Here is a 13,948-nt window from a genome sequence, read left to right as displayed (position 1 = left end):
ATCTTGTGTCAGGAGGATGATCTCCGCAAGACATAGGGCTGGACCACGCCGAGCCCTCTTGCCGGCCGCCTCCTGATCTTGTGCACCTCGATCCCGTCCGGCGCTCCGGCCAGGCCCTCGGCCAGCTCGGAGTCGACCAGGATCGTGCCCGGCCGGGCGATGGCCGTGAGCCGGGCGGCCAGGTTGACGGTGGTGCCGAACACGTCGCCCATCATGGGCACGACCGGCCCGTACGCCATGCCGATGCGCAGCTCCAGGCTGTCGGCGAGGTCGAGGGCGATCGCCGCGGCCTGGGCCGGGGCGGGCGCGGTGAACAGCACCTCGTCGCCGAGCGTCTTGACCAGCCGCGCGCCGTGCGCGGCCACCACGTCGGCGGCGCGCGACTCGAAGCCCTCGACCAGCGAGGCCAGCGCCCGCTCGTCCAGCTCGCGCGAACGGCGGGTGAAGGAGACCAGGTCGGCGAAGCCGACGGCGATCGACACGCGGGCCGGCCCCCGCTCGTCCTGGTCGTCGGCGACGGCCAGCAGGCGGGTGCCGGCGGCGGCGAGCTGGGCCCGCCACACGTGCACCAGCAGGTGCTCGAAGTCCGGCAGGAGGGCCTTGGCCGTGTCGAGGACGCCGTGCAGGTCGGCGTCGGTGCGCGAGTCCGGGACCATCGTGCCGATCACGATCTCGGCCTGCCACTGCGCCAGCCGGGCGGTGGTCTGGCCGAGCGCGCGGGCCATGCGGATGACGGTCTGCTCGTCGAGCAGGCCGCCGTCGATCAGGCTGCGCACCCGGCGCAGCGCGGCCACGTCGGCGTCGCTGAACGCCACGGCGTCGTCGGGGAACTGGGCGAAGCCGAGCGCCCGCCAGATGCGCTGGGCGAGCTCCTGCGACACCCCGGCCCCGGCCGCGACCTGCGCGCGGGTGTGGCGGGCCGGCATGCCGACGAGCGTGCGCTCGATCTGCTCGGCGGTCGGCCTGCCGGGCGGTTGGGTGGCGTTCACGATCAGCAGGCTACGCCACCCTCAGTGGCCGTCGATCTCTCCGTCGGACGCGTCCTCGACCAGCTTGAACAGGTCCATGCGCACGTCCTGGATGCGCGGGATGTCGCGCAGGACGATCTGGCCGCGCTCGCCCGCGGACTCGACGGTCAGCGTGCCGCAGCCGAGCATGCGCTCCAGGAACGTCTGGTCGGAGCTGACGGTGTTGACCTTGGCCATCGGGATCTCGTCGGTGGACTTGTTGAGCACGCCCATGCTGATCGTGAACCGGTGGGTGGTCAGGACGTACCCGGTGTTCTTCCACTGCAGGTAGGGCACGAACGAGAAGATCGTGAGCAGGATCACGGCGATGACGACGACGGCGATCCTGCCGTAGGAGGTGACGCTCTCCCCCCACGCGGTGGGGAAGAAGTAGAGGGCCGCACCCGCTGCCGCGGCGATGAGGATCAGCGCGAAGAACGGGCCGACAAGGCGCTTCCAGTGGGGATGGAAGGATCGGACGCGCTGCTCACCCTGCGTCAGATGGTGGTCGGGAAGGGTCATGCCGCACATGCTGCCACCAACCCGGCCGAGCGGCTACGCCCTTGCTCATCGGGCGGCCCGCACGTGCACGACGTCTCCGGCGCCCAGCGTGTAGCGCTCGCCGCCGGACTCCACCTGAAGGTGGCCGGACCCGTCGATGCCGGTGGCCCGCCCGGTCAGCACCTGCTCGCCCGGCAGTTCCACCCGGACGTCGCGGCCGACCGTGGCGCTGACGGCGAGGTAGGCGGCGCGCAGCCCGGCGGCCTCGGCGTCGCCGCCGGCCGCCTGCCACTCGCGGTAGTGGCTCTCGACCTCGCGCAGCACGGCCCGCAGCAGCGGGTCGCGGTCGACGCAGGCCGCCTCCTCGATGGCCAGCGACGTGGCCGTCTCGACCGGGGCCTCCTCCGCGCGCAGCGAGACGTTGAGCCCCATGCCGATGACGACGGCGTCGTCGACCCGCTCGGCCAGCACCCCGGCCAGCTTGCGCTCGCCCACCAGCAGGTCGTTGGGCCACTTCAGGCGCACGTCGACCTCGGCCAGCCGGCGCACGGCCGAGGCGGCGGCCACGCCGTACAGCAGCGGCAGCCACCCCTGGGTCGGAACCGGCGTCGTGGGCCTGAGCAGGACGGAGAACGTCAGCCCCGACCGCGGCGGCGCCGACCAGGCGCGGTCGAGCCGGCCCCGGCCGGCGACCTGCGACTCGGCCACCAGCACCCGGCCCTGCTCGGCCCCGGCCTGGGCGGCCAGGGCGAGGTCGGCGTTGGTCGAGCCGGTGGTCTCGACGACGGTGACGCCCGTCCACAGGCCGCCCGGACGCACGAGCGCGCGGTTGAGCGCGGCCTCCGAGAGCGGCGGACGGTCGAGGTCGGAGTAGCGCGAGGAGGCCATCCCCCTATCTTGGCCGAACCCGCGCCGAGGTCGTCGCACCGCACCGGCTGGTCTCGAAGTCCGCATGAGGGGTAAAGATGGGGGGATGAGCAGACGTCCTGACCCTCGCAACTGGGCATCGTGGCGGCCCTTCGGCCTCGGGTTGCGCAAGCCGAACAACTACCTGGAGCTGTGGAAGGCGTTCAGGTCGGTCAAGGGCAACAGGCGTTACGCCTGGCGCATACTCAACCAGGGCACCTGCGACGGCTGCGCGCTCGGCACGCACGGCATGCGCGACTGGACGATGGACGAGATCCACCTGTGCAACATCAGGTTGCGCCTGCTGCCGCTCAACACCATGCCCGCGCTCGACGTGTCGCTGCTGCGCGACGTCTCGGGGCTGGCCGGGCGCAAGAGCGCGGAGCTGCGGGAGCTTGGGCGGCTGCCGTACCCGATGTTGCGGCGGGCCGGCGAGCCCGGCTTCACCCGCGTCACGTGGGACGAGGCGCTGCGGGTGGCGGCAGAACGGCTGCGCGGCGCGCGCTTCGGCACGTACCTGACCAGCCGCGGGGTGCCCAACGAGAACTACTACGCGGCGCAGAAGGCGGTGCGGGCGCTCGGCACGAACAACGTCGACAACGCCGCCCGCATCTGCCACTCGCCCTCGACGGTCGCCCTCAAGCAGACCATCGGCGCGGCGGCCACGACCTGCTCCTACACCGACTGGATCGGCTCGGACCTGATCGTCTTCATCGGCTCGAACCCGTCGAACAACCAGCCGGTCGCGATGAAGTACCTCTACCACGCCAAGAAGGCCGGCACCCGGATCGCCATGGTCAACGCCTACCGCGAGCCGGGCATGGACAAGTACTGGGTGCCCTCCAACGCCGAGTCCGCGCTGTTCGGCACGAAGATCACCGACGAGTTCTTCGGCGTGAACGTCGGCGGCGACATCGGCTTCCTCAACGGCGTCCTCAAGCACCTCATCGAGAACGACTGGGTGGACAAGGCGTTCGTGACCGGGCGCACGTCCGGGTTCGAGGAGGCGCGCAAGGCCGTCGAGGCCCAGTCGTGGGCCGAGCTCGAAGCGCTCTCGGGGGCGACCAAGGAGCAGATGTTCCGGCTGGCCGAGCTGCTCGGCCGGGCGCGCTCGGCGGTGCTGGTCTGGTCGATGGGCATCACCCAGCACACCTACGGGGAGGACAACGTCCGGGCGATCGTCAACCTGGCGCTCGCGCGCGGCTTCCTCGGGCGCGACAAGTGCGGGCTGATGCCGATCCGGGGGCACAGCGGGGTGCAGGGCGGGGCCGAGATGGGCGCGTACGCGACCGGCTTCCCCGGCGGCCTGCCGATCACGTCCGCCAATGCCGCCAAGTTCACCGACCTGTGGGGCTTCCAGGTGCCCGACACCGCCGGGCTGACCGCGACCGACATGATCGACGCGGCCCACCGGGGCGAGCTCGACGCGCTCGTCTCCTCCGGCGGCAACTTCCTGGAGGTGCTGCCCGACCCCGCTTACTGCCGGGAGGCGCTGTCCAGGCTGGGGCTGCGGGTGCACATCGACATCGTGCTGTCCTCGCAGATGCTCGTGCCGGGCGAGGGCGACGTGCTGCTGCTGCCCGCCCAGACGCGTTACGAGATGGTCGGCGGCGTGACCGAGACCTCCACCGAACGGCGGATCATCTTCTCGCCCGAGGTCGAGGGGCCGCGCGTGGGCGAGGCGTGGCCGGAGTGGAAGATCTTCGCCGAGCTGGCCGCCCGTACCCGTCCGGAGATAGCCGACCATGTGCGGTTCACCGGCACTCCGCAGATCCGTGCGGAGATCGAGCAGGTCGTGCCGTTCTACCAGGGCATCTCCGGATTGCGGAAGTTCGGGGACAACGTCCAGTACGGCGGCCGCCACCTCTTCGCCGACGGCCGTTTCCAGACGCCCGACGGGCTGGCCGTCTTCTCCGTGGTCGAGCCGCCCGCCCTTGAGCGCCCCGACGGCACGTTCAAGGTCGCGACCAGGCGCGGCAAGCAGTTCAACAGCATGGTCCACGAGCGGCTCGACGGCTTCAACGGCGCGGCGCGCGAGGCCGTGCTGATGAGCCCGTACGACGCCGACCGGCTCGGGCTGGCCGACGGCGCGCCGGTCGAGCTGCGCGCGGGTGAGCGCTCCTACCAGGGCAAGGTGCTGCGCGCCCCGCTGATGCCGGGCAACCTGCAGATCCACTGGCCGGAGGGGAACGTCCTGCTCGACGAGGCCCGGCGCTCGCCACAGGCGCGCATTCCCGACTACAACGCGCTCGTCACCGTGCGGCCGCTGTGAAGGCGCGTCCCGGGCCCACCACCCGCGTCCGCATCCGGGAGCTGGCCGGCTCCGGCTCCCGCGACCGGCGCGACGACCTGGCCACGGAGGAGCCGCTGGAGATCCGCCTCACCGGCGGCGACGGCACCCGCAAGACGGTCGCCATCACCATGCGCACCCCGGGGCACGACTTCGAGCTGGCCGCCGGGTTCCTGAGCGGCGAGGGCCTGGCCGGGCCGGACGACATCGCGGCCATCGCGTACTGCACGGACGACGACCTGCCGCCCGAGGCCCGCTACAACACCGTCACCGTCCGCCTGCACGGCCCGGTGCCCGACCTGCCCGCGCTCGACCGGCACTTCGTCACCTCCAGCGCGTGCGGCGTCTGCGGCTCGGCCGGCCTCGACGCGCTGCACGGCCGGTGCAAGCCGATCCCCAGGGGCTCGCTCGAACTCACCCCCGAGGTCCTCTACGGCCTTCCGGGCGCGCTGCGCGCGGCCCAGGGCGTGTTCGGCAAGACCGGCGGGCTGCACGCGGCGGGCCTGTTCTCGGCGACGGGCACGCTGCTGGCGTTGCGCGAGGACGTCGGCCGGCACAACGCCGTGGACAAGCTGGTCGGCTGGGCGGCGCTGGCGGACCGGTTGCCGCTGGCCGAGCACGTGCTCATGGTCAGCGGCAGGGCCAGCTACGAGATCATGCAGAAGGCGCTGGCGGCCGGCGTCCCTGCGGTCTGCGCGGTGTCGGCGCCCTCGTCCCTGGCCGTCGATCTGGCCAGGGAGTTCGGGTTGACGCTGGTGGGGTTCCTGCGCGGCGAGCGCTGCAACGTCTACGCCGGGCAGGAGCGCGTCGTCACGTCCTAGTCAGCGGCGGACCACGCGCCGGGTCGAGGTCAGGATGATCAAGGCGGCTGGTGTCCGGGTCGGATGTGCCTTGTGAGGCTTATTCACAGGTCACCGGATAGGTGCCTTCGACGGCCGGCTTGTTGTGGTTCAGCACCTCCAGCCGGACCACGCCGGAGGTCTTCGTGTCCCGGTGCCAGTTGGCCGCCTGCACCTGGAGCAGACCGCCGGAGTTGGTCTTGTACGTGGCCGGCTCCGTGGGCTTGCCGTCGATGACCCAGCGCCAGGTGATCTCGGTGTCCGGCGCGGCGCGGAAGGCGCCATGGGCGGTCACGTACGGGGCCTCGGCGCAGTCGCCGAAGTAGTGGACCGGCCGGAACTCGCTGATCCGCACCGTGCCCGGCGACGGGTCCACCGGCACGCAGGTCACCGTGTACGGCCTCTCCCTGACCAGCTTGTTGTGGTTCAGCACTTCGATGCGGATCACACCGCTTCCGCTGGCCTTCGGGGAGATGTAGAACAGGTCGCCGATCATCTGGGCCCTGTCGGGCTTGGCCTCCTGCGTCCTGACCGGGCCGGGCTTGCCGTCCACGACGACGCGGTAGCGGACCTCGGCCTGGCGGTCGGTGGTGATCCGGGCGTCGGCCCGCATGCCGATGGAGCCGGTGCAGTCGCCCTGGTAGACGGGCGTCAGCAGGTAGGGGATGGCCAGCTTGGCCGGGTCGGGGTCGGTCGTGCAGGACAGGGCGAACGTGCGCTCGGCGGCCTGGGCCGCGGCGGGCTGGGTGGTCAGGGCCAGCTTGTGGGAGCCGGACTTCGACTGGTCGAGGCTCCAGGCGGCGGTGACGTCCTGCGACCTGGGCTGGGTGCCGGCCGGGAAGCTGACGGTCTGGTGCTGCCACTCGGTGCCGTCGAGGGTCCACCAGTAGCCGACGCTGGCGGCCGGGCCCGCCGGGAGGGTGATGCGGCCGGTGGCCTGGTAGGCGATGGGCTCGTCGCAGTAGCCCTCGTAGTCGCCGGGCGTCAGGGCGCTGATCGCCGCCTGCGGCTGCTGCGCCGGGGGCTCCGTGGTCGTGGTCGGGGTGGGCGTCGGGGAGGTCGTCGGCGTCGGGGTGGGCGTGCTGGTGGGCTTGGGGCCCGGCGTGGCGCGGCAGGTCACCTCGTACGACGCCCGCGCGGAGTCGTGCCCGCCGGCGTTGAGGATCCGTACCGACTTCCAGCCCGCGGTGGAGGTGCCCACGGACAGCGGCAGCGTGACCTGCCTGCTGCGCGGGGCGCCGGCGGCGAAGTACAGCGACTCCACCGCGCCCTCGCCCGTGGCGCTGTCGATCCACTGGTAGCCGACCTTGGCGGGGGTGCGCGAGACCTGGATGGTCGCGGTGAACGTCACGGCAGCCGGGCAGTGGCCGTCCTGGCGGGGCGGGCTCGCCTGCACGCTCGCGGCCGCCTCAAGCGGCTTGTCCGGCTGGGCGGGCAGCGGGTTGACCACGTCGTACCGCTGCGGAGCTCCGGCGCAGGCGACGCGGAAGCGGGCCTTGGCCGACAGGCCGCGCCGGCCGAGCACCTCGACGGCCTGCCAGCCGGTCGTGTCGCGGTCGAAGGTCTGGCGGTCCCTCACGACGACCTTGCGCGCGCCGTTGACGCGGAAGCTCCTGATGGCGCTCTTGCTGCGGTCACCGCGTACCCAGCGGTACCGCACGGTGCCCTTCCCCTTGGCGGCCACGGTGGCGGAGAAGGCCACGGTCGTGGGGCACTCGCCCGCCTGACCGGCGGGAACGGCCCTGACCCGGGTCACCGAGGTCGCCGGGGCGGCGGCGGCCAGGGCCGGAGGAGCGGCCAGCAGGCTGCCGAGCATCACCGCGCCCAGCAGCAAGGCTGTCCTTTTCATGAGGGGGTCCCTTTCTGGCTCGTCAAAGCCCCCATGCTGCTCAGTGATCCTTGGAAGTCACTTGGAACCGCCTTGTGACAGTTGTGGAATGAAGCGTTCCGTTCTGCTATAGTTGGAACAGAACAAGCCGTTCCGCTTCTTCGGTCGAGAGGACCCCTCATGAGCATCCGCCCGTTCCGCATCGAGATCTCCCAGGCCGACCTCGACGACCTGCGGGCCCGGCTGGCGCTGACCCGCTTCGCCGACGAGATCCCGGGCGCCGACCAGGGCGTGGGCGTCGAGCGGGTCAAGCGCCTGGTGGCCCACTGGCAGTCCGGCTTCGACTGGCGCGCCCAGGAGGCCAGGCTCAACGCCCACCCGCAGTTCACCACGGAGATCGACGGGCAGAACATCCACTTCATCCACGTACGCTCCGACAACCCCGACGCCCTGCCGCTGATCCTCACCCACGGCTGGCCCGGCACCGTCGCCGAGTACCTCGACGCGATCGAGCCGCTGTCGCGCCACTTCCACGTGGTCGTCCCGTCGCTGCCCGGCTTCGGCTTCTCCGGCCCGACCAAGGAGCTCGGCTGGAACAACCGGCGCATCGCCGGGGCCTGGGCCGAGCTGATGGCCCGCCTGGGCTACGAGCGCTACGGCGCCGTCGGCAACGACGGCGGCTCGATGATCTCCCCCGAGCTGGGCCGGATCGACGCCGAGCACGTCGTCGGCGTGCACGTCACCCAGCTGTTCTCCTTCCCCTCCGGCGACCCGGCCGAGTTCGCCGACCTGAGCGAGGAGGACCAGGCCGGGCTGGCCGTGCTCGACTGGTTCTGGAAGGAGAAGGGCGCGTTCAACGTCCTGCAGTCGCAGCAGCCGCAGACGCTCGCGCACGCCATCATCGACTCCCCCGCCGGGCTCGTCGGCTGGCTCGCCCAGCTCTTCGACGAGGACCTGGACGACGACTTCGTGCTGACCAACGCCTCGATCCACTGGTTCACCGGCACCGCCGGCTCGGCCCTGCGGCTCTACTGGGAGAACGCCCGCATGGAGCAGCCGCAGGAGCCGACGACCACCCCGACCGCGCTGGCCATGGCCGAGGGCGACTTCACGTCGATCCGCCGCTTCGCCGAGCGCGACCACCACGGCATCGTCTCGTGGAAGACCCTGCCCGCCCCCGCCCGCGGCCACTACACGGCCCACACCGCCACGGAGGCGCTCACCTCCGACATCACGGCCTTCTTCGACAGCCTGCGCTGATTCCGCGCGCTTCGGACGGCCCGGCCACCCGCCGGGCCGTCCGCGCGTGTTCAGCCCGTGTTCTGCAGGCCGGCGGCCACGCCGTTGACCGACAGCAGCAGCAGCGTGGACAGCCGCTCCCGCTCCTGCTCCGACAGGTCCTCGGTGCGCATCGCGCGCAGCGCCCGCAGCTGCAGGTGCGACAGCGCGTCGACGTACGGGTCGCGCAGCTGCACGGCCCGCGAGAGCACCTTGCGGTTCTCCAGCAGCCGCGTGTGGCCGGTCACCCGCAGCACCAGCTCGCGGGTGCGGTCGTACTCCTCCAGCACCTGGCGGGCGAAGTCGTCGCGGCCGCCGAGCGCCAGGTAGCGCTTGGCGATCGACCGGTCGGTCTTGGCCAGCGACATCTCGGCGTTGTCCAGCATCGCGTTGAACAGCGGCCATTCGGCGTAGGCCGCGCGCAGCTCGTCGAGGGAGCCGACGGCGGCCAGGCCGGTGCCCAGGCCGTACCAGCCGGGCAGGTTGACGCGGGTCTGGGCCCAGGCGAACACCCACGGGATGGCCCGCAGGTCGTCCAGCGAGCGCGGCGCCCCAAGGCCGCGGCGGGCCGGACGGGAGCCGAGCCGCAGCGAGCCGATCTCCTCCAGCGGGCTGACCAGCGCGAACCACTCGGGGAACCCGGGGGCCTCGGTGAGCGCCCGGTAGGCCTGCTCCGAGGCCGTGGCCACCTGCTGGGCCAGGCCGCGGAACCGCTCGGCGGCGGCCGCCGTACGGGCGCCGACCGTGGGCGAGGAGGCCAGCAGCACGGCGTTGGTGACCTGCTCCAGATGGCGGCGGGCGATGGCGATGTGCCCGTAACGAGCGAAGATGACCTCGCCCTGCTCGGTGACCTTGAAGCGGCCCGCGACCGAGCCGGGCGCCTGCGCCAGCACCGCCCGGTTGGCCGGGCCGCCGCCGCGGCCGAGCGCGCCGCCGCGGCCGTGGAACATGCGCAGCTTGACGTCGTGCTCATGGGCCCACACGGTCAGCTCCTCCTGCGCCTCGTAGAGGCGGAGGGTGGCGGCCGCCGGGCCCAGCTCCTTGGCCGAGTCGGAGTAGCCGAGCATGATCTCCATGCGCCGGCCGGTCGCGGCCAGGCGGTCCTGGATCTGCGGGATCTCCAGCATGCCGCTCAGCACGCGCGGCGAGTTCGCCAGGTCCTGGCCGGACTCGAACAGCGGCACCACGTCGAGCACCGGCACCCGGTCGCCCAGGGCGTGCCCGGCCAGCTCGTAGACGGCCGCGATGTCGTCGGCCGAACGGGTGAAGGAGACCACGTAGCGGGAGCAGGCCGTGACGCCGAACCGCTCCTGGATCCAGGCGATCACCCGGATCGTGGCCAGCACCTCCTCGGTGCGCTCCGACAGCTCGCCGCCGGCCCTGATCTCCTCCAGGGCCGCCGCGTGCACCTGGGAGTGCTGGCGCACCTCCAGCTCGGCCAGGTGGAAGCCGAACGTCTCGACCTGCCAGACGAGGTGCTGCAGCTCCCCGTACGCCTGCCGCGGCGCGCTGCCCGCCAGCGACTCCTGCACCAGCCGCAGGTCGGCCAGCAGCTCGGCGGGCGCGCGGTAGGCGAGGTCGAGGTCGCGGCGGCGGGTGGCGGCGATGCGGGCGGCCACGTACAGCAGCCACTGGCGGTGCGGCTCGCGCGGCGAGCGGGTGGCCAGCTCGGAGACCAGCTCGGGGTGCGCGTCGACGGCCGCGGCCAGCGCGCCCTTCAGCTCGGCCGAGCAGGGCGAGAACTGGGCGGAGGCGGTCAGCGTGCGGGCGATGCGCGTGCAGGCCGTCTCCAGGGCGGTCAGCACGTGCTCGGACTGGATCTGGATCGTGTCGCGGGTGACCTTGGCGGTGACGTTGGGGTTGCCGTCGCGGTCGCCGCCGATCCAGCTTCCGTAGCGGATGAAGGGCCTGGCCAGCGGCGGACGCGTGCCGGTGCCCGCGTCGAGCGCCGCGTCGAGCGAGCGGTAGACCTGGGGCACCATGCGGAACAGCGTCTCGTCGAAGGCGGCCATGGCGGTGCGCACCTCGTCGAGCGGGTCGAGCTTGGTGGAGCGCAGCTGGGCCGTCCGCCACAGCAGGTCGATCTCCTCCAGCAGGCGGCGCCTGCTCTCGGCGCGCTCGGACGCGCCGCGCCCGGGCGCGTTGTACTCGGTGAGCTGGCCGCTGATGCGCTGGATGGCGGTGACGACCGCGCGCCTGCGCGCCTCGGTGGGGTGCGCGGTCAGCACGGGGTGCAGCTCCAGCCCCTGCAACAGCTCGCTCACGCGCTCCTCGCCGAGCTCGTGGACGGCCTGCGCCAGCGACTCCCGCTGCACCCTCCCCTCGGCGTCGCGCTCGCGCAGCGTGCGGATCCGGTAGTGCTCCTCGGCCAGGTTCGCCAGGTGGAAGTAGCAGGTGAACGCGCGGGCGACCGCGACCGCCCGCTCGATCTCCCATCCGGCGACCATTTCGGTGATCTCGTCGGCGGAAATCTCGCCTCTGCGCGCCGCGATGACGGCTTTGCGCAACCGTTCGACGTCGGCCAGCAGGTCTTCGCCACCTTGTTCGGCGATCACCTGGCCGAGCAGCTTGCCGAGCATGCGCACGTCGTGGCGCAGCTCGTCAGGCATCTCGGTCACGGCGGCACTACGACGCTCGAGCCCCTGGTCAATCATGCTTCGAAGGGTATCGACTCACTTTCGGCGACCGCATGGCGGTCTCGCCCATTGGACTAGACCACTCCCTAGCTGGGCTTCGAGACGGCCGCCAGGAGCTCCGGGAGGCGGGGGAAGCCGATCTTGCCGGCGAGGCGTCTGCCGAGCACCTCGATCAGCAGGCCGTAGAAGGGCGCGAGCACCGACACCCACATCAGCCCGAACGCCAGCGGCAGCACGATCGGCAGCGACATCAGCGCGATCCCGAGCATCGCCCCGATCGACGACGCGAACGCCTGACCGCCCTGGCCGGGCGCGGCGCCGCTGAAGGCGTTCATCCGCTCGGGCAGCGTGTACGGGATCGTCACGCTGGTCACCGAGCCGACCCCGAGCCCGACGCCGAGGGCGCCCAGCCCGGTCAGGAACGCCGGCACGACGGCCTCCTGGCTGCCGGTGAGGAACGCCGCCGCCACCGCCACGAGCAGCAGCAGCGGCGCGGCGACCAGGATGTTGGCCAGGTGGCGGCCCGCCAGGTCACGGCGCAGGTCCTCCTCCGAGCCGAAGGCCACGGCGTTCATCCACAGGGAACGCCCGTCGATGCCGAACGCGTTGCCCGACTGCAACGAGATCATCAGCGCGCCCATGCCGGTGATCAGCACCGGCAGCACCGCCCCCGCCTGCCCGCCGGTGCTGTTGTTCAGCGAGAACGCCAGGACGACGGTCACCACGACCGAGGAGAACCAGCCCACGCGGAACCTCGGCTCCCGCCTGATGTACTTCAGCTCCTTGGTCACCACGGCCGCCAGCGGCCCGTCGGGCAGGAGCCGGTCGGCCAGGCCGCGCTCCCGGCGGACGGAGGCCGCCTGCGTCGAGGCGTCCGGCGAGACCAGGGCCCGGCCGAGCGCCTTGATCCACAGCCAGGCGACCACCACGACCAGCACCGCGACGGCGGCCAGCTCCGCCACGCCGACCAGGCCGCCGTCGGCCATGGCGTGCGCGGCCATGCCCGGGGGCGTCCAGCGCAGGACGCCGGCCAGCCGGTGGAGGATCGCGGCGGGGTCGCCGAGGCCGCGGTTCATCAGCAGGTTGGGCAGCTGGGCCAGCAGCACCACGAACAGGGCGGCCACGGCCAGCACGTCACGCCCGCGCCGGCTGCGCAGCGCCCCGGACAGCGCGGTGGTGATCAGCCGCGAGGTGACCACGCAGAGCGCGAACTGCAGCAGCACCGCGGGCACGCCGAGCAGCACGCCCCCGATGCCCGTGGGCAGCCCGACCAGCGCGCCGGCCGTGACGACCAGCATCGCCAGCGGCCACGCGCCCGTCGCGGACGCGGTGAACAGCCCGACGGCCAGCTCGCGCGTACGCAGCGGGAACAGCGACAGCCGCGCCGGGTCGAGCGTGTCGTCGAGCCCGAACGCCAGCAGCGGCACGATCATCCAGCTCACCAGGAAGAACGCGAACGCGACGATCACCAGCTCGGCGGCGACGTCGGAGGGCGCCAGCCTGAGCAGGCTCATCAGCAGGAACCCGAGCACGGCCAGGCCGGCCGCGGCGAGCAGGGTGAAGACGAAGCCGAGCTTGCGCTGCACGTCGCCGCGCAGGTTGCCGGCCATCAGGCGCAGCTTGAGCCGCGCGAACAGCGCGGCCGTCGCCATGGGCGACCCCGTGACGGCGGACGCCCCGGCGGCTCTGTCCGGGACGGCCCCGGCGGGGCTCCCCGGCACCTTCCCGGCGGCGCTCACGGCGTGTCCTGGGGCGTGGCGGCGGCCGGAGGCACGGTCGGGGGCATGGTAGGGGGTGCGGCAGGGGGCATGGCAGGGGGTGCGGTCGGGGGCATGGCAGGGGGTGCGGTCGGGGGCTGGTTGCCGGGGCGGGCGCCGAGCCAGCTCAGCCCGGCCTCGCCGTGGGCGCGGGAGCCGCCGCCGACCAGCCGCATGAACGCCTCGTTGAGGCCGGCGCCGCCGCGCACCTGCTCCAGCGGCCCCTGGGCGACGATGTGGCCGCCGCTCATCACCGACACCCAGTCGCACAGCCGCTCGACGAGGTCCATGACGTGGCTGGAGAAGATGACCGTCGAGCCGGAGGCGGTGAAACGCCGCAGCACCTCGGTCAGGGTGTTGGAGCTGACCGGGTCGACCCCCTCGAACGGCTCGTCGAGGAAGAGCACGGACGGGTTGTGCAGCAGCGCGGCGGCCAGCCCGATCTTCTTGCGCATGCCGGTGGAGTAGTCGACGACGAGCTTGTCGGCGGCCCCGGTCAGGTCCATCACGTCGAGCAGCTCGCCCGCGCGCTGCTCGACGTCGGCCTTGGGGATGCCGCGCAGCCGGCCGTTGTAGAGCAGCAGCTCGCGGCCCGACAGCCGCTCGAACAGCCGCAGCCCCTCGGGCAGCACGCCGATGCGCGCCTTGACGGCGACCGGGTCGCGCCAGACGTCGAACCCGTCGATCGCGGCCTGGCCGCCGTCGGGCCGCAGCAGGCCCGTGATCATGCTCAGCGTGGTGGTCTTGCCGGCCCCGTTGGGACCGACCAGGCCCGCGAAGCTGCCCGCCGGGACCACGAGGTCGACCCCGGCCACCGCGACCTGCGCGCCGTAGCGCTTGTACAGGCCGTGGGAGCGAACCGCATCCGTCATGGATCCACTCTAGGAGGACGGGTTAGCCTAACGC

Annotated in this window: 10 protein-coding genes; 3 read left to right on the top strand and 7 right to left on the bottom strand. The window is 72.4% G+C overall.

All coding sequences use genetic code 11. From position 1 onward, the window contains the following. Positions 1-8: 8 nt before the first annotated feature. The 3 genes from ACWEJ6_RS02795 to ACWEJ6_RS02785 are packed head-to-tail and all read right to left on the bottom strand — an operon-like array spanning position 9 to position 2,396. A complete protein-coding gene (locus ACWEJ6_RS02795; RefSeq protein ID WP_387668906.1) occupies positions 9-989 on the bottom strand; it encodes an adenylate/guanylate cyclase domain-containing protein in 981 nt (326 codons plus the stop codon). Positions 990-1,010: 21 nt separating this feature from the next. Further along, positions 1,011-1,529 carry a PH domain-containing protein gene (locus ACWEJ6_RS02790; RefSeq protein WP_387668909.1) on the bottom strand — a complete coding sequence of 173 codons (519 nt, stop codon included), beginning with the start codon at positions 1,527-1,529 and terminating at the stop codon, positions 1,011-1,013. 45 nt (positions 1,530-1,574) lie between these two features. Then, entirely contained in the window at positions 1,575-2,396 is an 822-nt protein-coding gene (locus ACWEJ6_RS02785; RefSeq protein ID WP_397165372.1) for a biotin--[acetyl-CoA-carboxylase] ligase, read from the bottom strand. Positions 2,397-2,481: 85 nt separating this feature from the next. On the opposite strand from ACWEJ6_RS02785, the gene ACWEJ6_RS02780 reads away from it, so the two are divergent. Continuing rightward, the gene (locus tag ACWEJ6_RS02780; RefSeq protein WP_364325904.1) at positions 2,482-4,686 is read left to right on the top strand and encodes an FdhF/YdeP family oxidoreductase; all 2,205 of its coding nucleotides are present in this window, start codon (positions 2,482-2,484) and stop codon (positions 4,684-4,686) included. Further along, on the top strand, positions 4,683-5,525 hold the full coding sequence (gene fdhD, locus ACWEJ6_RS02775; protein ID WP_452420782.1) for a formate dehydrogenase accessory sulfurtransferase FdhD: 843 nt from the start codon (positions 4,683-4,685) through the stop codon (positions 5,523-5,525). The genes ACWEJ6_RS02780 and fdhD overlap by 4 nt, the downstream gene beginning before the upstream one ends. 79 nt (positions 5,526-5,604) lie before the next feature. On the opposite strand, the gene ACWEJ6_RS02770 is transcribed toward fdhD, so the two are convergent. Continuing rightward, the gene (locus ACWEJ6_RS02770; RefSeq protein WP_452420780.1) at positions 5,605-7,392 is read right to left on the bottom strand and encodes a hypothetical protein; all 1,788 of its coding nucleotides are present in this window, start codon (positions 7,390-7,392) and stop codon (positions 5,605-5,607) included. A 159-nt stretch (positions 7,393-7,551) separates the two neighbouring features. Between ACWEJ6_RS02770 and ACWEJ6_RS02765 the strand changes: the two genes are divergently transcribed. Next, entirely contained in the window at positions 7,552-8,631 is a 1,080-nt protein-coding gene (locus tag ACWEJ6_RS02765) for an epoxide hydrolase family protein (RefSeq protein ID WP_452420779.1), read from the top strand. Positions 8,632-8,681: 50 nt separating this feature from the next. Here the strand turns inward: ACWEJ6_RS02765 and ACWEJ6_RS02760 are convergent, their stop codons facing one another. The 3 genes from ACWEJ6_RS02760 to ACWEJ6_RS02750 all read right to left on the bottom strand — a co-directional run bounded on the left by ACWEJ6_RS02760 (position 8,682) and on the right by ACWEJ6_RS02750 (position 13,914). Further along, entirely contained in the window at positions 8,682-11,258 is a 2,577-nt protein-coding gene (locus tag ACWEJ6_RS02760; RefSeq protein WP_452421299.1) for a phosphoenolpyruvate carboxylase, read from the bottom strand. Positions 11,259-11,371: 113 nt separating this feature from the next. Then, positions 11,372-13,024 carry a hypothetical protein gene (locus tag ACWEJ6_RS02755; protein WP_452420777.1) on the bottom strand — a complete coding sequence of 551 codons (1,653 nt, stop codon included), beginning with the start codon at positions 13,022-13,024 and terminating at the stop codon, positions 11,372-11,374. After that, a complete protein-coding gene (locus tag ACWEJ6_RS02750; protein ID WP_452420775.1) occupies positions 13,021-13,914 on the bottom strand; it encodes an ABC transporter ATP-binding protein in 894 nt (297 codons plus the stop codon). Before ACWEJ6_RS02750 ends, ACWEJ6_RS02755 begins: the two co-directional genes overlap by 4 nt. Positions 13,915-13,948: the final 34 nt, after the last annotated feature.

It is taken from the genome of Nonomuraea sp. NPDC004702, from assembly GCF_053601695.1.
This window is presented reverse-complemented; position numbering and strand designations above follow the sequence as displayed.

Excerpts from the sequence above, each read along its gene's own strand:
- ACWEJ6_RS02790 (WP_387668909.1), bottom strand. The coding sequence starts at position 1,529 with ATGACCCTTCCCGACCACCATCTGACGCAGGGTGAGCAGCGCGTCCGA.
- ACWEJ6_RS02785 (WP_397165372.1), bottom strand. The coding sequence starts at position 2,396 with ATGGCCTCCTCGCGCTACTCCGACCTCGACCGTCCGCCGCTCTCGGAG.
- ACWEJ6_RS02780 (WP_364325904.1), top strand. The coding sequence starts at position 2,482 with ATGAGCAGACGTCCTGACCCTCGCAACTGGGCATCGTGGCGGCCCTTC.
- ACWEJ6_RS02770 (WP_452420780.1), bottom strand. The coding sequence starts at position 7,392 with ATGAAAAGGACAGCCTTGCTGCTGGGCGCGGTGATGCTCGGCAGCCTG.
- ACWEJ6_RS02765 (WP_452420779.1), top strand. The coding sequence starts at position 7,552 with ATGAGCATCCGCCCGTTCCGCATCGAGATCTCCCAGGCCGACCTCGAC.
- ACWEJ6_RS02760 (WP_452421299.1), bottom strand. The coding sequence starts at position 11,258 with ATGCCTGACGAGCTGCGCCACGACGTGCGCATGCTCGGCAAGCTGCTC.
- ACWEJ6_RS02750 (WP_452420775.1), bottom strand. The coding sequence starts at position 13,914 with ATGACGGATGCGGTTCGCTCCCACGGCCTGTACAAGCGCTACGGCGCG.